Origin of the sequence: Marinobacter sp. MA, from assembly GCF_048298425.1 — a bacterium.
GTDB lineage: Bacteria > Pseudomonadota > Gammaproteobacteria > Pseudomonadales > Oleiphilaceae > Marinobacter > Marinobacter salsuginis.
The window spans coordinates 1040067-1058056 of record NZ_CP103058.1 but is presented as its reverse complement, the minus strand read 5'-3'; the positions used below and the strand labels follow the sequence as shown (position 1 = coordinate 1058056).

At 56.9% G+C, this 17990-nt stretch carries 16 protein-coding genes and 1 tRNA gene; 13 read left to right on the top strand and 4 right to left on the bottom strand.

All coding sequences use genetic code 11. The annotated features are described in order from the left end of the window. Nucleotides 1-46: 46 nt before the first annotated feature. The 4 genes from NUW46_RS04840 to NUW46_RS04825 all read left to right on the top strand — a co-directional run bounded on the left by NUW46_RS04840 (nucleotide 47) and on the right by NUW46_RS04825 (nucleotide 3789). Complete coding sequence (locus NUW46_RS04840) at nucleotides 47-526, top strand: DUF1833 family protein (protein ID WP_418141502.1); 480 nt, start codon at nucleotides 47-49, stop codon at nucleotides 524-526. Further along, a complete protein-coding gene (locus tag NUW46_RS04835) occupies nucleotides 526-924 on the top strand; it encodes a hypothetical protein (RefSeq protein WP_418141501.1) in 399 nt (132 codons plus the stop codon). The genes NUW46_RS04840 and NUW46_RS04835 overlap by 1 nt, the downstream gene beginning before the upstream one ends. Further along, nucleotides 914-3628: a host specificity factor TipJ family phage tail protein gene (locus NUW46_RS04830; RefSeq protein ID WP_418141500.1), complete on the top strand. Its 2715-nt coding sequence runs from the start codon at nucleotides 914-916 to the stop codon at nucleotides 3626-3628. The genes NUW46_RS04835 and NUW46_RS04830 overlap by 11 nt, the downstream gene beginning before the upstream one ends. 59 nt (nucleotides 3629-3687) lie before the next feature. Beyond that, nucleotides 3688-3789 (top strand) — tRNA-Met (locus tag NUW46_RS04825). A 99-nt stretch (nucleotides 3790-3888) separates the two neighbouring features. Here the strand turns inward: NUW46_RS04825 and NUW46_RS04820 are convergent. Continuing rightward, nucleotides 3889-4632: a hypothetical protein gene (locus NUW46_RS04820; protein ID WP_418141499.1), complete on the bottom strand. Its 744-nt coding sequence runs from the start codon at nucleotides 4630-4632 to the stop codon at nucleotides 3889-3891. 189 nt (nucleotides 4633-4821) lie between these two features. Between NUW46_RS04820 and NUW46_RS04815 the strand changes: the two genes are divergently transcribed. After that, nucleotides 4822-4950: a chlorhexidine efflux transporter gene (locus NUW46_RS04815; RefSeq protein WP_227549549.1), complete on the top strand. Its 129-nt coding sequence runs from the start codon at nucleotides 4822-4824 to the stop codon at nucleotides 4948-4950. Nucleotides 4951-5224: 274 nt separating this feature from the next. On the opposite strand, the gene NUW46_RS04810 is transcribed toward NUW46_RS04815, so the two are convergent. After that, the gene (locus tag NUW46_RS04810; protein WP_418141498.1) at nucleotides 5225-5893 is read right to left on the bottom strand and encodes a hypothetical protein; all 669 of its coding nucleotides are present in this window, start codon (nucleotides 5891-5893) and stop codon (nucleotides 5225-5227) included. Nucleotides 5894-6039: 146 nt separating this feature from the next. Between NUW46_RS04810 and NUW46_RS04805 the strand changes: the two genes are divergently transcribed. The 4 genes from NUW46_RS04805 to NUW46_RS04790 all read left to right on the top strand — a co-directional run bounded on the left by NUW46_RS04805 (nucleotide 6040) and on the right by NUW46_RS04790 (nucleotide 12284). Further along, nucleotides 6040-7317, top strand: a complete 1278-nt coding sequence (locus NUW46_RS04805) for an O-acetylhomoserine aminocarboxypropyltransferase/cysteine synthase family protein (RefSeq protein WP_418141497.1) — start codon at nucleotides 6040-6042, stop codon at nucleotides 7315-7317. A 128-nt stretch (nucleotides 7318-7445) separates the two neighbouring features. Next, complete coding sequence (gene lipA, locus NUW46_RS04800) at nucleotides 7446-8498, top strand: lipoyl synthase (RefSeq protein ID WP_418141496.1); 1053 nt, start codon at nucleotides 7446-7448, stop codon at nucleotides 8496-8498. A gap of 9 nt (nucleotides 8499-8507) precedes the next feature. Further along, nucleotides 8508-9728, top strand: coding sequence for a methyl-accepting chemotaxis protein (locus NUW46_RS04795; protein ID WP_418141495.1), 1221 nt, complete (start codon nucleotides 8508-8510; stop codon nucleotides 9726-9728). Between the two features lie 48 nt (nucleotides 9729-9776). Then, complete coding sequence (locus NUW46_RS04790; protein ID WP_418141494.1) at nucleotides 9777-12284, top strand: efflux RND transporter permease subunit; 2508 nt, start codon at nucleotides 9777-9779, stop codon at nucleotides 12282-12284. 414 nt (nucleotides 12285-12698) lie between these two features. On the opposite strand, the gene NUW46_RS04785 is transcribed toward NUW46_RS04790, so the two are convergent. Continuing rightward, the gene (locus NUW46_RS04785) at nucleotides 12699-13163 is read right to left on the bottom strand and encodes a Spy/CpxP family protein refolding chaperone (RefSeq protein ID WP_227514549.1); all 465 of its coding nucleotides are present in this window, start codon (nucleotides 13161-13163) and stop codon (nucleotides 12699-12701) included. 242 nt (nucleotides 13164-13405) lie between these two features. Here NUW46_RS04785 and ylqF point away from each other — a divergent pair, with 242 nt between their 5' ends. The 3 genes from ylqF to fnr all read left to right on the top strand — a co-directional run bounded on the left by ylqF (nucleotide 13406) and on the right by fnr (nucleotide 16578). Further along, the gene (ylqF, locus tag NUW46_RS04780; protein WP_209398844.1) at nucleotides 13406-14344 is read left to right on the top strand and encodes a ribosome biogenesis GTPase YlqF; all 939 of its coding nucleotides are present in this window, start codon (nucleotides 13406-13408) and stop codon (nucleotides 14342-14344) included. A 136-nt stretch (nucleotides 14345-14480) separates the two neighbouring features. Further along, nucleotides 14481-15689: a beta-ketoacyl-ACP synthase I gene (gene fabB, locus NUW46_RS04775; protein ID WP_209398845.1), complete on the top strand. Its 1209-nt coding sequence runs from the start codon at nucleotides 14481-14483 to the stop codon at nucleotides 15687-15689. Nucleotides 15690-15828: 139 nt separating this feature from the next. Further along, nucleotides 15829-16578, top strand: a complete 750-nt coding sequence (fnr, locus tag NUW46_RS04770) for a fumarate/nitrate reduction transcriptional regulator Fnr (RefSeq protein WP_153634566.1) — start codon at nucleotides 15829-15831, stop codon at nucleotides 16576-16578. A 24-nt stretch (nucleotides 16579-16602) separates the two neighbouring features. Here the strand turns inward: fnr and NUW46_RS04765 are convergent, their stop codons facing one another. Continuing rightward, entirely contained in the window at nucleotides 16603-17484 is an 882-nt protein-coding gene (locus NUW46_RS04765; protein ID WP_069184040.1) for an SDR family oxidoreductase, read from the bottom strand. Nucleotides 17485-17633: 149 nt separating this feature from the next. Between NUW46_RS04765 and NUW46_RS04760 the strand changes: the two genes are divergently transcribed. Beyond that, nucleotides 17634-17990: a hypothetical protein gene (locus NUW46_RS04760; RefSeq protein WP_008176372.1), complete on the top strand. Its 357-nt coding sequence runs from the start codon at nucleotides 17634-17636 to the stop codon at nucleotides 17988-17990.

Below are 17990 nucleotides of genomic sequence, written 5' to 3'. Positions count from 1 at the left end.
CAGGCGACGCTGATTAAACTGATTCTCAGCTGCGAGCCTTGATCCGATGAATACCATAAAAAGTGCCTACGCCACCGCCAATGAAGAAATAATTCGCACGCTGGAAATCCTCGTTCCTGGCGTCGATCCCATCCGAGTCTGCACCGGTTTCGTTGATCGTCTTTTGACGCTGGAAAGCGGGGCCAAGGTGGAGTTCACAGCCGGCCCCCTGTCCATTCGTAGGCCTAAAAAAGACGACTCTGGCCAGCAGACGCTATCATTGTCTATTGCCAACGTCACCGCGCAAGGACAGGAAGCCATTGAGGCAGCTCTGGAATCAGGAGCCGAGGTTCCCGTTGTATATCGGGAATACGTGGCTTCCGATCTTTCAGCGCCGGCAAGCAATCCGTATCGGATGACTCTCAGGGGTGGCGCGCTTCAGGGCATTATGATTCAGATTGAAGCCGGGTACTTCGATCTGCTGAACACGCAGTGGCCACGAGACCGCTACACAGCCGACCAGTTCCCAGGGCTTCGGTACCTCTGATGACCCTCAACGACCTACTAAACGTCCCTTATCTCGCCAATGGACGGCTACCAGATGGGGCGGACTGCTATGGCCTGACGAGGCTGGCCAGAGTGCATCTGTTCGGTAAGCCGTGGATGCCAGAGCATGGCGCGGTCGAAGGCTCAGACAAACGGGCGCTGACCAAGGCCATGCTGAAAGAGTCCGTGAACTACCGCATCTGTGAGCCACACCCCGGCGCCATTGCCTGCTGCTACCGTGGCAGGCTGTGCACGCACATTGCCCTCGTAGTTGAGATTGACGGCCGACTGATGATCCTCGAAACCGACGAGCCCGGCAAAGGCCGTCATGGACCGCGCCTTATGAACATCAAACCCCTCCAGCAGCGTTTTTTGAGAGTCGTTTTCTATGACGATTAAAGTGTTCGACACCATCATGCCTGCCGAGCCGGTGGAGGTTTACCACGACCACGGCATGACAGTTGAAACCTGGGTGAGCAGCCAGACCGAAAACTATACGCCGGGCCCAGTGCAGCGTGTTAGCTGTTCAATCAATGGCGCAATCGTCAACCCGCTGGATTGGGCGGGCGCTGTGATTGGCGAAAAAGACCTCGTGGAGTTTCGAGTTGTCCCCTTTGGTGACGTTGTTGACGCCTTCACCAGCATTGGCGCATTTCTGGTTAACCCGTTCTACGCAGGGTCCGCACTTGCCGGCCAGGCAGCCCTCGATGCACTGATCAATATCCCAAGCGTTTCTTCCAGGAGCGGAGGTCGGCAGGGTTCCGATATCGTACCGGCTGACGCAAAAGCCAACACCGCTCGCCTTGGCCAGGGCGTCCCTGAGCTTTTTGGCCGTTACATTCGTTACCCGGATTACGTCAACCAGCCGAGAAAATATTACAAGGATGCACGCACTCAGGTTCAGAACATCATGCTGTGCATCACCTCTGGCCGGTGCCTCATCGAAACTGCCCTTTTAAAACTCGGCGAAACACCCTTCAGCCAATTGGGAAGCTCCATCAGCTATCAGGTATTTGAGCCCGGAGAGGACGTTTCTGTTCATCCCGCGCACGAAAACTGGTACACCGCGCCGGAAGTGGGCGCCACCACCGGGTCAAGTGGCATCAGGCTCTATCGCGGGCGATCGTTATCCTCTGGCCTAACAGGCGCACAGGTAAGCTACAGCGGCCCGGAAATACGCACCACCAGCACCTCCGTCTTCTTTCCTGGCGACTGGGCAACGGGTGACTTCGTTGCCATATCTACCCGCCAATCCGTCACCGTGTCAGTTGATGGGGGTGGGCTGGTGACGCTGACTGGCGATTGGGTGGATGCCGATGTTGGCGATGAGATAAGACTAAGATCGACAGAGCTTTCAGACGCCAACGGCGTTTTCCTGATTGACACGAAAACCGGAAACGACATCACGCTCACGCAAGACGGGTCTCCGATTGCCGGGTGGGCTGCTGGAAGCTATCTGATGTTTTCGCGCCGAGAGGACGAGGACTTTCGGATTGACAGTGTGATTTATGACACTTCATTCCCGGATCTTGTAGATGGCTTCGGACTATCCCGTTTTATTGGTGGCGCTGAGGATGCAACCTGGTCTAGTTTCCCGGGCGGCACCGGAGTTGTAGATGTGCTGCTGGCAAGCCGATCAGAGGCCGACGGCTGGGCCGGGCCTTTTACCGCGTGTCCAGATGGTGAAACAACAAATACGGTTGAGATTGATATTTTCTTGCCTCAAGGGCAAGGCAAGGTCGATGGCGACACAGTTGTTCCGTTTGGCACGAAGCGACAAGTTGAAATTCAATGGCGCGAACTCGGAGCAACCGCATGGAACAGCCAGATATACACTATTGATAACGCTACCAGGGACCAACTCGGCTTCACTTACCAGCTCGACCTTGGACCTGCGATCAGACCAGAATTCAGAGTTCGTCGCGTGACCACAGAGAGCAGCGAGATTGCAAGTCTTGACCGGATTGAATGGCAAGCGCTTCGGTCCAAGCTGCCGACTGTTACCAGTTATCCCGGCGTCACTACGATGGCTGTGACCATTGAGGGCACCGACCAGATCGGAAGCGCTTCGAATAACCGAATAAACTTGGTCGCCACTCGGCTGCTCCCCGGCATCAGCGGTGGAGCCCTAACCCCCGAAGCCCCAACGCGATCTATAGCTTCTGCTGCCGTGCATGTCGCAAAGTCGCTCGGCTATTCTGACGACCAGATCGACTTGGACGCATTCGAGCAACTGGACGCAATCTGGCAAGGAAGGGGTGATTATTTTGATTTTGTGATTGGAGATGGCACAGCAAAAGATGCCATTGATCAGATTCTGCGCCCCGGTTACGCCTCGATGACTTTGAGCACCGGCGTGATCACACCTGTGCGGGACGCGCCTCGGACTCATTTTGAGCAGCCCTATTCGCCGGAGAATATGACGGCACCACTGCAACGTTCGTTCACCAGCCGCAAGCCGGAAGAGCCGGACGGCGTAGAAGTGGAATACACCAACGCTGACACCTGGACAACGGAAACCATAAAATGCTTCCTGCCCGGAGACCAGGGCATCAAGCTCGACAAGTTAAAACTTGATGGCGTAACCGATAGAACCAAAGCCTGGCGGATTGGTATGAGGCGGCGCCGCTCTCAGCGTTACCGCCGCTGGACATACAGCTTCAATACCGAGCTGGACGCACTAAACTCGGATTATCTAGGCTATGTCCCGCTGGTCGATGATATCCCCGGCTATGGCCAGGCGTCTGTGCTTCGTTCGCTTGATACTTCCGGCCCAGAACCAAAGCTGATTGTAAGTCAGCCTATGGACTGGCGGGATGGGGAAAGTCATGTGGTTGCATACCGTGATGTATACGGCGATATGGTGGGCCCTTTTCCTGCAACTCGCGGAGACAACGATTTCGAGATAATTGCCAACGTAAGTCCGTTGCCGGAGCTGTCACCTTTTCAGGAGCCTCCGCATGTGATTTTTGGAACAACGGACCGCTGGAGCTTTCCGGCCCTGATAACAGAAATTAGCCCGCAGGGAGAGCTTGAAGTAAGCGTTACCGCAACGAATTACGATGAGCGGGTATACGCCGATGACGACAATAGCCCTCCGTGACAGTGTGGGCATTTTGTGGCCACACCATAAGCGTGGATGTGCATTGATAGGATAATGTGGGCGAGGGCGGCCGGCACAACCTTATTAAAATCAGCTAGTTATAATTGCCGGTAGCACTCATAATGCTGGGGTCGGCGGTTCGACTCCGCCCCTTGCTACCAGTATTTAGAAAGCCCGGCTCGCGAGAGTCGGGCTTTTTTAATGCCTGAACAGTCCCGGCAGCTCGACAATCGTTCACACAGGTAAGGGTTAAAGCTTACCTAGTCATGCTGAGTCTGGCCCTTGGAGGGAAGGCCCCAACTGCTCTGGTTCTGGTCCGCAATGAAACGGCACACTTTTATTGCATCCCTTAAATCTTTTGTCAGGCTGCTGTCTTTCACCTTGTGCGAGATATACATAGAAAGGTCCACCCAGGCGGCAGTCCGATCATAGTAGGCTTTGTCAAACCCCTTCATATACAGGTCGATGAGTACCCAGGGCAGAACAACAACATCCACGCGACCACGCTTGAGCATCTCGACGGCCTGGCTCCAATCGGACACATGGATCACCCGAGGGTCCTCACCCTGCAAGAGCTTATCGCCTACGAACTGCCGGACAAAGGCAAACCTGAGGCCAGTCAGACTATCCAGGGGCGGCAAATCCTCAAGCAGGAGATAAACATACTCCGTCTGGAACAGTAACCCGCCAAAGTCAGCGTATTCATCCCGCTCGGCCGTCTGCACCATTGGCAAGCCGGCAGAAATACCACCTTTCTCCAAGCGATAAAGCATCTGGGCCAATGGCATTTCAACGAATTGGAAATCTCCCTCCACCCGGCCAAAAACACACTGATAATAAGGCGCGAACCGCCCCACGAGATCGCCATCTTCAACCGCTATTTCCCGATCGATACCTTCGAAAACCCCAATGACATGAGAGCGTTTCGAGTCAGCAAGCAGGGATAGGGAAAATAAGGACAACCAAACAAACTGGAGAAGTTTGGGTGAAAGAAGCCGATCCATGTTTCCACCTCCGAAGCACGCGGTTCCGGTACGTGCTTTTTGACTGCATCAAGTCGCTAAAACGCTGTCATTCAATGGTAGACAGATCACCACTACGCACAAGGATAGTGATCAAACAGACAAATTGCCCATTTTCTGGCCATTTTTTCATGTTCTGCGTCATTAAACGGGCTTTGACTGTCGAAATTCATGGTCTTTTGTGCGCGGACATTGGATGTTGCATTCGTGGTGTTCTATCTGGTGCATGCGTTCGTATTCACCTGGTGTTACGACACCATATTTCCTGACACGGACGCCAAGAAACCCAACGCCACTTAAACAAACTTTGACAATCACGGGGGCAGGAGTCGGCTAAGATAGAGACTTCGCCCCAATGCGTTTTAAGGCTGTATCGCATTATGAAGTCCCGCCATGCACTCACGGTATTCCTGGCCGTTGTTCTGGTTCCCATTGCCCTTGGGTTCGCTGGCGCGAGCGTGAAGGCAGGTTTGGTGTCCATTGGCGTCTTCTGGAGCTGCCTTGGAATCTTTTTTTACCCTTCGCTTACCGAATATCTCAGAGCCCGAAAAAGACAAAGACATCGGTAAGATGTCTATTGTTCAATGCTACAGCTCTGGACGGACTCACGAATGCGGGCCTGGAGTTCCTGCTCCAACATTGAAGACATATAGAGAGAGGCGGGGATTGTACCTGCGCGCTTCATGAAAAGGTCCTTTTCGAGCCCGGCCAGAACTTTGGGCGCAATCAACGTAGGCACAACAATAACGTCAATGCGACTCTTCTGGAGCAGGGGCGGCAATTGCGACCAGTCGCTTACTTCCTCAATGACCGCATCGGGGTCTGCTATGAGATCTTTACCAACGAACTCTCTCGGAATGCCGTAAGTGAGACCAAGCTTCTCATAATTGTCGGGAAGGCGGTTCTTCGACACAAACACATAATCGGCTCCCAGCAAAGCTCCGCCAAATTCAGCAAAATCATCCCTGCTGGCGCTTCTCGCCAGTGGAATCAGGATATCCGCGCGGTGCTTGCGAATCTCCAAAAGTCCTCGCTTGAGAGGCGCCCTTGTGAACACAACCTCTTCTTCCGCATGATCGAAGACACACTGATAGAGTGACCCTATAGTGCCCACCAGTTTGCTGTCTTCCACATCCACGAGGTGGGCCATGTCACTTGATACGATCACCCGTAGCGCTGCGCTGGAACCCGAGGCCACCATGAGCATGACCGCCACAAGCATCATCGTCCTTAATTTTGCCATGGGAACATCCTCAATCCTTTTCCACCTACCAGCATTAAGAACCCCTGTACTAAACCGGTTTACAGTGAGGGTACTGGCGCTAAACTCTGTGGCATACTCACGAGCTAAAACTCATACACAACAACTTAGCAGCAAGGACCGTTCACATGAAACCGGAAACCCTCGCCCTGCACGCAGGCTTCAAAAGCGATCCCACTACCCGGGCCGCAACCACGCCGATTTACCAGACCACGTCCTACACCTTCGACGACACCCAGCACGGTGCCGATCTGTTCGACCTGAAGGTTCAGGGGAATATCTACACCCGCATCATGAACCCCACCAATGCGGTTCTGGAAGAGCGGATGGCGGAGCTGGAGGGCGGCGTTGGCGCCCTGGCCGTGGCCTCCGGCATGGCTGCCATCACCTATGCCCTGCAGACTATCTGCAAGGTGGGCAACAACATCGTCAGCACCAGCCAGCTTTACGGCGGCACCTACAACCTGTTCGCGCACTCGCTGCCGAACCAGGGCATTGAGTGCAAGATGGTGCGCCACGACGATTTTGACGCCGTGGAAAAGGCCATTGATGAAAACACCCGCGCGCTCTTCTGCGAGTCCATCGGTAACCCGGCGGGCAATGTGGTCGACATTCAGCGCTGGGCCGAGATCGCTCACAAGCACGGAATTCCGCTGATGGTGGACAATACGGTTGCCACCCCCTTCCTGTGCCGCCCGATTGAGCACGGTGCCGATATCGTTATCCACTCGCTTACCAAGTACATCGGCGGCCACGGCACTACCGTCGCTGGCGTAGTGGTGGATTCCGGCAAGTTTGACTGGAAGGCCAGCGCCGACAAATTCCCGATGCTGAACGAGCCGGACCCGTCCTACCACGGCGTGGTCTACACCGACGCTCTGGGCCCTGCCGCCTTCATCGGCCGCTGCCGCGTGGTCCCGCTGCGTAATACCGGTGCGGCCCTGGCCCCGTTCAATGCGTTCCTGATCATGCAGGGCCTGGAAACCCTGGCACTGCGTATGGAACGTCACTGTGAGAACGCGGAGAAAGTCGCCAACTTCCTGCAGGATCACCCGTCTGTGGAGTGGGTGAATTACGCAACCCTGGCCAACAGCCCCTACAAGGCGACCTGCGAGAAGATCTGTGGCGGCAAGGCTTCCGGCATCCTGAGCTTTGGCATTAAGGGTGGCCGGGACGCCGGGGCAAAGTTCATTGATGCCCTGGAGCTGATTCTGCGCTTGGTAAATATTGGTGACGCCAAGTCCCTGGCCTGCCACCCGGCCACCACCACCCACCGCCAGCTGAACCCGGAGGAGTTGAAGAGTGCCGGGGTGAGCGAGGATCTGGTGCGACTGTCTATCGGCATCGAGCATGTCGACGACCTCATTGCCGACATCAGCCAGGCTCTGGACAAAGCCCAGGCTTGATGAGGGTCAACCGGGTACGACCAATGTCGTGCCCGGTACCCCCGTGATTGCCCCTACCTGTCTTGTAACTCCCCCGCCAGCCCATTACTCTTTAGAGTTCTCCATACCCGAATCGAGAGTCCGGTTGCATGAGCGACAGCGCAAAAACCCGCATTACCAGTGGTTCCAAATTCCGCAACGAGCATGGCTTCTCAGCCATCAAGGACGGCGTCAAGCGGTCATCGAAGCAGGAAGCCACATCAGCGGAGAAGCGAGAGCCGAAGCCCAAATGGCTCAGGGCACGCATGCCCGGAGGCGAGCGCTATGAGGCAGTGCGCAAAAACGTCAGTGAGCACCGGTTGAGCACCGTTTGCCAGGAATCCCATTGCCCCAACATCGGTGAGTGCTGGACTGCCGGTACGGCTACCATCATGGTGATGGGGTCTGTCTGCACCCGCGCCTGCAAATTTTGCGCGGTAGACACCGGCAACCCGAAAGGCTGGCTGGATCATGAAGAGCCGGAGAACACGGCCAAGTCCGTAGAGCTCATGGGTCTTCGCTACATTGTGCTTACCTCGGTAGACCGTGACGACCTGGACGACGGTGGCGCTGCCCACTATGCCGCCTGCGTTTCGGCCATCAAACAGCGCACCCCCGAAGTCGCCGTTGAGGCGCTAACGCCGGATTTCGACGCGGTCATGTCTGACGTTGAGAAGGTGGTGGATTCCGGGCTGGATGTCTTCGCCCAGAACGTGGAAACCGTTAAACGTCTGACCAGCCGGGTCCGCGACCCGCGCGCAGGATATGAAAAAACCCTGAAGGTTCTCGAGCATGCCAAAAAGCACCGCCCGGATGTGCTCACTAAAACCAGCCTGATGCTGGGCCTGGGTGAAACAGAGGAGGAAATCCTGGAAACCATGGACGACCTGCGCGCCATCGGTGTGGATATCCTGACCCTGGGCCAGTACCTGCGCCCCACCCCTAATCACTTGCCGGTGGAACGCTACGTCACTCCGGAAGAATTCAACCGTTACCGGGAAATTGGCCTGGAAAAGGGCTTCATGGAAGTACCCTCCGGTCCTATGGTCCGCTCCAGCTACCGGGCCGATAAGGTATTCGATAAAAACAATCTTGGCCTCGCCGTGCCTGAGGTTCCCCAGACCTCCAATGCCATGCAGATTCCGGTGAAGGCCATCGACTGAGAACGATTCATGCTGACACTGCTGCGAAATGCCCGGCTGAAGTACAAATTCTGGTTGCTGAACATTGTCGTTTTTGCAGTTCTCTGTTTGCTGGTTCTTTACGCCATGCAGACCATTGCGGGGCAGACCGGCAAAAGTTTCGACCAGGTCTTCGCTGATACAGCTCCCGGCTTTGCGCTGGTGGTTGCAGTACTCATGGTGCTGGAGATGGCCGGCTCCCAACTGCTGATCTCTTTTATCGAGCGCCACGTGAATCGCCTGAAAAACACCATGGTCGACGTTCAGTCCTCGGGCAATCTGAGTCAGCGGGCAGTGGTGGATTCAACCGACGAAATCGGCGAAATGGCCAGTGCCTTCAATGCCATGCAGGACCGCACTGTTGGGGTAGTCCGCAGCATGAAGGAAGCCATCGATCGGCTGCATCGCGAAGTTGAAGAACTCACTTCGGCTGCCGAAGCACGCCGCGACGACCTGGGCCGTCAACAGCAAGGCGCCGACCGGTCCGCGGAGGTCATCGAAGCCATGCTGCAGAGCTTCACCGGCATTGCCGAACAGGCCGGCATTGCCAAGACCCTCTCCCACGAAGCCAGCGATGCGGCCCGTGACGGCAGCACCCGAGTCGGCCAGAGCGCCGACAGCATCCGCAAGCTCGCCGACGTGGTGCGCAACTCCGCCAGCAGCGTCGAAGCCCTGGCCGAGAACAGCCATGAAATCAGCCACGCCATCACCGAGATCCGGGGTATTGCCGAACAGACCAATTTGCTGGCCCTGAACGCGGCCATCGAGGCGGCCCGGGCCGGCGAACAGGGCCGGGGGTTTGCCGTGGTTGCCGATGAAGTCCGCAAACTGGCCCAGCGGGTCCAGGACTCTACCGATCAGATTCAGGGCACCATCGACCGGCTTCTAAGCGCCATCAGCACGGCCGTGAACCAGATGACCGGCAGTTCCGAGGATGCGACCCGCTGCGTCGAGGAATCCGAAGAAGGCCGCCGTGCCCTGGAAGCCATCAACGAGGTGGTCAGCCGGATTGATCACACCAACCAGGAAATCGCGAACGTCTCGGCGGACCAGACTGCTGGCACCGACGACGTGCTGGCCAACGTGCAAGGCATCCGCGAGACCACCCAGAACATGGTGACCCAGCTTGCCGAGAGCGCCGATATGAGTCGCCGCCTGAAAAAGCTGATCGATTCCCTGGAAGAAGCCTCGTCAAAGGTCACGGTTCACTGAGGTTTGTGGCACACTCTGCACTCGTTTGAACTGGCAGAGTAGTTGTTCATGAATCGTCTTCGCGCCCTGTATGATCGCCTGATTTTTCCGCACCCGTTTATCATCCTTTCGGCCTTTGCTGTTTTGCTGGCGCTCGCCGCCATCAAATTCGGCGAATTCCGCCTGGATGCCTCTGCCGAATCGCTGGTGCTCGAAAACGACCGCTCCCTGGAACAATACCGCCAGGTAAACCGCCGCTTCACCACCTCGGATGATTTCCTGATCGTCACCTATACCCCCGAGGGTGAACTGTTCTCGGAGGAGGGCCTCGCCCGGCTGGGCGCGTTGCGAGATGAGCTGCTAAGTCTGGAAGCCGTAGGCTCCACCAATAGCATCCTGAACGTACCCCTGCTCCACAGCCCGGATCTGACGCTGGATACCGTAGACAGCGAGATCAAGACCCTGGACGAACACGATGTGGCACCGGACACAGCCCGCCAGGCGCTGCTAAACAACCCGCTCTACCCCAACCTGCTGATCAGTGAAGACGGACGCACAACCGCAATACAGGTCAACCTGCCCACGCCGGATCGATATTTTGAGCTACTGAGAAAGCGCAACGATCTGCGAGAAAAGGCCGACGCTGGCGAAGCCTCCGAAGCCGAGCTGGCAGAACTGGAGCAGGTAAAACAGGAGTTCATCGACTTTACCGAAACCCTCGGTGTGGAGCGCGATGCCACCATCCGCACCGTTCGCTCTATCCTCGACAACTACCGGGATAGCGCCGAAATACATCTGGGCGGCGTGCCCATGATTGTGGCGGACATGATCCGCTTCATCGAAAACGACCTGTCGACCTTCGGGCTCGGCGTGCTCGCGTTTCTGCTGCTCACCCTGGCCATTATCTTCCGGCAGTGGCCCTGGGTGCTGGTGCCGCTGCTGTGTTGTGGTTTTACGGTCTGGCTGATGATCGGCTTTCTGGGCTGGGCCCAATGGCCGGTGACGGTCATCTCCTCCAATTTCATTTCCCTGCTGCTGATCATGACCCTGTCGCTCACCATCCACCTGATCGTGCGCTACCGGGAATTCCAGCACGACGAGCCCGAGGCCAGCCCCAGAGACACCCTGCGCAATACCGTGATGGCGATGATCAAGCCCTGCTTCTACATGGCCATCACCACCATTGTCGCCTTCGGCTCCCTCACCTTCAGCGGTATTCGCCCGGTCATCGATTTCGGCTGGATGATGACACTGGGCCTTGCAGTGGCCTTCCTCATTACCTTCATCATCTTCCCGGCCCTGCTGACTCTGCTGCCGCCACCACTGGATAGCCGGGTAACCTCCGACCGGATTCCCTTCACCGATGCCTTTGCCCGGTTCACAGAGCACTTCGGCAAAACGGTACTGGTCGGCTCCGGCGTGATTGCGGTGCTCTGCGTGGTCGGCCTGAGCAAGCTCACGGTGGAAAACAGCTTCATCGACTACTTCAAATCCTCCACCGAAATCCATCAGGGCATGATCACCATCGACAACCGCCTGGGCGGCACCACGCCCCTGGACGTGGTCATCACCGACGACCCGCCACCGGAAGGCGCCGGCACCGGCGACCCGTTTGCCAGCGACTGTGATCCGTTTGTGGAGGACTGTGGCGCCGGCGAGGAATACCGGGATACCTGGTACACCTACCAGAAAATGGAAGAACTGGATGCCGTTCACGAGTACCTGGACGGGCTACCGGAAACCGGGAAGGTGCTGTCGATCAACACCACTCTGGATATCCTCGCCAGGATCAACCAGGGCGAGCCCCTGGACGCCCTGGAACTGGCGTTCGTACCGGCAGCCGTACCGGACGACCTGCAGGACACCCTGCTGACGCCCTATATCTCCGAGGAGCACGACCAGGCGAGATTCAGCATCCGGATACTGGAGACCATGCCGGAACTGCGTCGACAGGAGCTGTTGAACCGCATCCATGAACATCTGACAACGGAACTGGGCTACTCGAAAGACCAGGTGCTCTTTGCCGGCATGACCGTGATGTACAACAACATGCTGCAAAGCCTGTTCGATTCCCAGATCAAAACCATCGGCGTGGTCTTCGCCGCCATCATGGCGATGTTCCTGATCCTGTTCCGCTCGCTGAAGCTGGCCCTGATCGGCATCGCCCCCAACCTGATCGCCGCAGGCTCCGTACTCGGCCTGATGGGCTGGCTGGGCATCCCCCTGGATATGATGACCATCACCGTGGCCGCCATCACCGTGGGCATCGCCGTGGATGACACCATCCACTATATTCATCGGTTCAAAACCGAGTTCCAGAAAGACGGCGACTACATCGCCACCATGCACCGCTGCCACCGAAGCATCGGCCAGGCCATGTTCTTCACCTCGCTGACCATCATCTCCGGCTTCTCGATACTGGTGCTGTCCAACTTCATCCCGACCATCTACTTCGGGTTGTTCACCGGGTTCGCCATGTTCATGGCTCTGGTGGGGGCTCTAACGCTGCTTCCCCGGCTTATTATTCTGGTCAAACCCTTTGGCTCAGGTGAGGCTTCTTCGGGCTTGGGCTCCTAGCCTTCAAGGTTTGGGGGAGGCTCGGCGGGTGTAGGCCTTTGCCAGAACCGCTACGAGCACATCCATGTGCGCTTGACGTCGGCCATCCTTGGCCGCCGACATTCTGGCAAAGGCCTACACCCGCCAAGCTTCAGAAATCAGAGTTATAGGAAGATACTGAGCGCCGAACCTTCCACCCAATCTGTTGATCGGTGGGCGATTACTGAGTAGCTCAAAGAACTGGGGTGTGGCGCCCTCCCAAAAATGTCTGTGGCCATGGATGGCCACAGCCAAGCGCACATGGATGTGCTCGTAGCGGTTTTTGGGAGGGCGCCACACCCCTGTTCCTCTCCCAAAACCAGCAGGCTACAAACCAAAAAAGGGCCACACCCGAGGATGCGGCCCTTCTCCAACAAAGTCAGAGGGAAGTCAGGATCACTGCATACCCTGACCTTGCCCCTGCTGCATCTGCTGTTGCATCTGACGACGCTGCTGCATTTGCTGTTGCATCTGCTGCATACGCTTATCCAGCTCGTCGCGCTGCTCCTGTGTAAACACGCTGTCTACCTTCGCCTGCATCAGAGTGGACAGAGCCGCAATCTCGCCGGTCACTTCCCCAAGCTCTTTGGCCTGCTCGCGAATCGCGGCCTCGTCAAAGTCTGATTTGATCTCACCCTGCATCTGCTGCTGCAGCGCGCGGGCTTCCTGGCGGAGCTCCCCGATTTCGCCCTGCATCTCGTCGATGATGGCGCGGATTTCGGTCTGCTGCTCTTCGGTCAGCCCTACCATCTGGGCCAGCTGGTCAACCTGATCAGGTTGGCCGCCGGACTGCTGGGCCACGGCCGGGACCGAAAGGCTCAGGGCAACCAGGGCAGTACCAAACAATTTTGCAAGCTTCATAACTCTCTCCATAAACAAGGTGGCCACAATTGAAATACCACCGACATACATTGGTTTCATCGTTCAGGGACTACACCCTAAAACATACGGATACGGTTTTTCACCCCGATCAGCCCTCTTTTTGTACATACTTCTCAGTCTTCCGCGCCAAAAGCCGCCACACACGGGGATTCAAACAAATGTGAAAGTTTGGTCATTCCCCTTCATAATGGCGCCGTTCAAACCAATCCGGAGCAGATACGATGGCCATCAACTGGTTTCCAGGGCACATGCACAAGGCCCGCAAGGAGATCAAAAAAGTCATGCCACAGATGGACCTCATCATCGAAGTGGTTGATGCGCGCATTCCTTTCAGTAGCGAAAACCCGCTGGTACCTGCCCTGCGCGGTGATACCCCGCTGATCAAGGTATTGAACAAACGCGATCTGGCAGATCCAGAAATCACTGAGCAGTGGTTAGCCTGGCTCGAAAAAGAGCGTGGCGTCCGCGCCATTACGCTTACCCACAACCAACGCAATGAAGCGCTGGCTATCCTCAAACTGGCGGAGGAGATGACGCCCGATCATGATCGCCAGAAGAGTGCACTGCGGGTGATGATTCTGGGCATTCCCAATGTCGGTAAATCCACCCTGATCAATACCCTGGCAGGGCGCCCTGCGGCCAAGACCGGGAACGAGCCAGCCGTAACCAGGGCGCAACAGGCCATCAAACTGCCCAACAACATTCTGCTCTACGACACGCCCGGCTTCCTCTGGCCGAAACTGTCTCCCGAAGCCTGTGGTTATCGTCTGGCGGTAACCGGGGCGATTCGCAGCGCGGTGCTGGACTTTGAGGATGTGGCCATGTTCGAGGCCGAGTACCTTCTGGAAGCCTATCCAGAGCTGGTCAAAGCCCGCTACGGCTTCGAGGAACTACCGAAAGATGCCCTGGCGCTGATGGACGGAATTGCCGAGAAGCGGAGATTCTTCGGTCGCGGTGGCATCCCGGATCTGCACAAAGTATCGGAGGTGTTGCTCAACGAATTCCGGGCCGGAACTCTGGGACGCATCTCGCTGGAAACCCCTGAGATGGTCGAACGCGAAGCCCGGGAAGCCGAGGCAGCCGCGGCTGAGAAAGCCGCTCGCGAGGAGGCCAGCGGCGCAAAGAAGGGCGCCAGAAAGGGTCGAAGCGGCAAGCGCTGAACACTCTGTGGAGCTTTATCCGGCCTTCTCCCCTTACCAAGGTCAAATATCGTATCCGGGCCAAAGCGCCTAGACTGTTAAATAACGTTATTGATCGCAAGGTCGGCCGCATCGGCCGGTCGGTAAGGAGGAACTTATGAGACGCGTCGTCGTCACCGGTATGGGCATTGTGTCCTGCATTGGCAATTCACTGGATGAAGTCAGGGACAGCCTTAAAAATGGAAAGTCCGGCATCCGTTTCAACGAAACCTATAAGGAAATGGGCTTTCGCAGCCAGATTGCAGGCTCGGTGGATGTCGACACATCCGTTATCGACCGCAAGATCCGCCGGTTCATGGGCCCGTCGGCCATGTACAGTTTCCTGTCCATGGAGCAGGCCATTGCCCAGGCAGGGCTGACCGAAGAGCTGATTTCCAATGACCGCACCGGCCTGATCGCGGGCTCCGGCGGCGCGTCCTGTTCCAGCCAGGTTGAAGCCACCGACATCATGCGTGAGAGAGGCGTGAAGCGCATCGGGCCGTATATGGTGCCCCGCATCATGACCAGCACGGTTTCCGCCTGTCTGGCCACAGCATACAAAATCCGCGGCGTGAACTACTCCATGTCTTCGGCCTGCGCCACGAGTGCCCACTGCATCGGCCATGCCATGGAGCAGATCCAGGCGGGCAAGCAGGACATCGTGTTCGCCGGCGGCGGAGAAGAAGAGGACTGGAGCCTGACCATGATGTTCGATGCCATGGGCGCGCTCTCCACCAAGTACAACGACGCCCCCGAGACAGCCTCGCGCCCCTTCGACGCCGGCCGGGACGGTTTCGTGATCGCCGGTGGTGGCGGCATGATGGTGCTGGAGGAGCTTGAGCATGCGAAGAAACGCGGTGCCAACATCATTGCCGAACTCACCGGCTATGGCGCCACCTCAGACGGCTACGACATGGTCGCTCCCTCGGGCGAAGGCGCCCAGCGCTGCATGAAACAGGCGATGGCCACGATCCGTGGCAAGATCGACTACATCAACGCGCACGGCACCAGCACCCCGGTTGGCGATGTTGCCGAGATGGGCGCGGTGCGTTCAACCTTTGGTTCCGACATCCCCGCCATTTCATCTACCAAATCACTGACCGGCCACTCCCTTGGTGCGGCAGGTGTGCAGGAGGCGATCTACTCGCTCCTGATGCTGCAGAATGGCTTCATTGCAGGCACCAGAAACCTCAGCGATCCGGACGAGAAAATCAGCGACATGCCGTTAGTTGGCCCGAAAAGTCGCGAAGGCGCACTGAACACCGTGATGTCCAACAGTTTCGGCTTTGGTGGGACTAACGCCTCTCTGGTATTTGAAAAACTGTAAGCATGAGTGGTACGAGGGCCTTCGGGCCCTTATTTTTAACAATTATATTCTCAGATCATTAAGCTTGATTATTGGCAAAGACCGCTATCCGTATTAAGGTACATAGTTGATATGGATCAAATCGGACGGATCATCACGTATGGCTCAAGCAATTCCGTTTCGTCAGGCTTCTCCCCTCAAGGCCTCTTGCCACCAGTGCAGCCTGAGCAATCTTTGCCTTCCCCTGGCAGTTGAAGAGAACGACCTTGACCGGCTGGAAGACATAGTCCAGCAGGGGCGAATCTTCAACCGCGGCGAACATATCTTTGACCAGAGCACGCCCTACCGCGCGTGCTTTGCGGTGAAAAGTGGTTCCATCAAGACGTCGATTATTACCGAGAGTGGCGAAGAACAGGTAACCGGCTTTTTCATGCCCGGTGAACTGGTGGGTCTGGACAGCATTGGCAGCGAGAACTATGCGTGCACCGCCAAGGCTCTGGAGCGGACCAGCATCTGCGAGTTTCCGATCGACAAACTGGAGGAGCTCACTGGCAAGCTGCCGGAACTGCAGCATCACATGTATCACCTGATGAGCCAGGAAATCCAGAACAGTCACCAGTTGGCCATGCTGCTGAGCAAGAATACCGCCGAAGAGCGCATTGCCGCATTGCTGTTATCGCTGTCCAGCCGCTTCCAGCGCCGGCGCATGTCTCCGACCAACTTCAGCCTGCCCATGGCACGTAACGACATCGCCAACTTCCTGGGGCTGGCTGTCGAAACCGTGAGCCGGGTCTTCACGCGTTTCCAGAATCAGGGGCTCATCAAGGCCAGGGGCCGGGAAGTCGAACTATTGGATATCGAAGGCCTGCAGATGGTCAGCCGGGAATTTTCTCGCCAGTGCAATAACTGAGAAGCTGCTTCGTGTCCGTCGGTTTCATGAACCGGCGGGCTCACTCTCCACTTCCCTTCCGTTATTCTTTTTCAACATGGCCAGTTCATCCACCAGGCCCGAGCGCCATGGCATCTGCTTGATCCCGAAGGTGTTTCGGATCTTGGTGCAGATCAGCGTGGTATTCACCGGTTCAAGATGCCCCCACTCAGGCACCTCATCCACGACCCGAATACCTTCCGGGATCCCTGGAAGGCCGGCGATTGCCAGGCCGAGCTCGTAGAGATTGATTTCCTCGGCGCCGGCGTACTGATAGGTGCCCCACACCTCGGCCCCGCAATCAAGCTGAAGAACCACCGCCTCGATCACCCGGGCCAGATCCCGAACCGCAACAGGCTGACCGCGGCACCGCCCAGGCAATGACAGCACCTCACCGGCAGCAGTGCTGGCCTGAACCTTTCGTATAAATCGCGCCAGGCTCCAGCCGGTTCGCAGGATAATGTGTCTCGGCAGCAGGGTGCGCAAAGCCTGCTCGCACTCCCATTGCCAGTTCCCCAATTCGTTCACCGGCTGCCCGGGGTTAGAGGTGATATATCCACTCTGCTTACGGCCATCGAATACGTAACAGGAGGAAAGCTGTAGCAGCGCCATACCGCGATCACGGGCAAACTCCGCCATGGCCAGGGGTAGCGAAAACGCAGCCATGTGGACGCCCTCTGGGTCTTTCTCGGCGACCTCGGGATCGGCCATCCAGAGTGCGTTAACAATCAGATCGGTATCCTCGGGAATCCAGTTCTCCAATGCATCAAGGTCGGCATTGGAGGGGTCACTGACAAGCAATGGGCTGACGTGCAGGTGCGTAGCCCGCAAACGCTCCAGCAGCACCTTCCCCAAAGGGCCGTAATCGTGAACAACAAGTACATGCACGAGGATTCAATGCCTCCTGGTATCACTTATGTGACGGTATTTCGGAACCGGTCTGGCCAATGGCTTCTGGATTCCGGCGCCTACACTGATGCAGTCTGAACTTAATGCTTTGCCATTTCTTTCAAGAGCATACAACAACAGGAACTGTCATGCTGAAACAACAGAGCCACATTGTGGCGCCGATCCCCGACGAGTTGCGAACCCGGGCCCTATACACCGTCGGCGAACTGCGCGAGCGGGGCAAGGCCGACAAGGAGGCCATCGACAAGCTCTTCAACCTGATTGTGGACATGACCGAAGAAGGTCTGGACTTCTTTTTCCTGGAGCCGCTTCGCCGCCTCCATGCCAGCAACATGATGATGGGCATGGCCAAAATGGGCATCAGCAGCATGCTCAAGGGCAGCAAGATGGTCGTACACAAGGTGCTCAAAAAGCTGGACGACCGCAGCCTCGCTGCCATCCTCGACTTCATCGAGGAAATCATCCACGAACCGGAACAGGGCTGA

Bases quoted from the DNA above. Each gene is read 5' to 3' on its own strand.
- NUW46_RS04840 (WP_418141502.1), top strand. From the start codon at position 47: ATGAATACCATAAAAAGTGCCTACGCCACCGCCAATGAAGAAATAATT.
- NUW46_RS04835 (WP_418141501.1), top strand. From the start codon at position 526: ATGACCCTCAACGACCTACTAAACGTCCCTTATCTCGCCAATGGACGG.
- NUW46_RS04830 (WP_418141500.1), top strand. From the start codon at position 914: ATGACGATTAAAGTGTTCGACACCATCATGCCTGCCGAGCCGGTGGAG.
- NUW46_RS04820 (WP_418141499.1), bottom strand. From the start codon at position 4,632: ATGGATCGGCTTCTTTCACCCAAACTTCTCCAGTTTGTTTGGTTGTCC.
- NUW46_RS04815 (WP_227549549.1), top strand. From the start codon at position 4,822: ATGGTCTTTTGTGCGCGGACATTGGATGTTGCATTCGTGGTGTTCTAT.
- NUW46_RS04810 (WP_418141498.1), bottom strand. From the start codon at position 5,893: ATGGCAAAATTAAGGACGATGATGCTTGTGGCGGTCATGCTCATGGTG.
- NUW46_RS04805 (WP_418141497.1), top strand. From the start codon at position 6,040: ATGAAACCGGAAACCCTCGCCCTGCACGCAGGCTTCAAAAGCGATCCC.
- lipA (WP_418141496.1), top strand. From the start codon at position 7,446: ATGAGCGACAGCGCAAAAACCCGCATTACCAGTGGTTCCAAATTCCGC.
- NUW46_RS04795 (WP_418141495.1), top strand. From the start codon at position 8,508: ATGCTGACACTGCTGCGAAATGCCCGGCTGAAGTACAAATTCTGGTTG.
- NUW46_RS04790 (WP_418141494.1), top strand. From the start codon at position 9,777: ATGAATCGTCTTCGCGCCCTGTATGATCGCCTGATTTTTCCGCACCCG.
- NUW46_RS04785 (WP_227514549.1), bottom strand. From the start codon at position 13,163: ATGAAGCTTGCAAAATTGTTTGGTACTGCCCTGGTTGCCCTGAGCCTT.
- ylqF (WP_209398844.1), top strand. From the start codon at position 13,406: ATGGCCATCAACTGGTTTCCAGGGCACATGCACAAGGCCCGCAAGGAG.
- fabB (WP_209398845.1), top strand. From the start codon at position 14,481: ATGAGACGCGTCGTCGTCACCGGTATGGGCATTGTGTCCTGCATTGGC.
- fnr (WP_153634566.1), top strand. From the start codon at position 15,829: ATGGCTCAAGCAATTCCGTTTCGTCAGGCTTCTCCCCTCAAGGCCTCT.
- NUW46_RS04760 (WP_008176372.1), top strand. From the start codon at position 17,634: ATGCTGAAACAACAGAGCCACATTGTGGCGCCGATCCCCGACGAGTTG.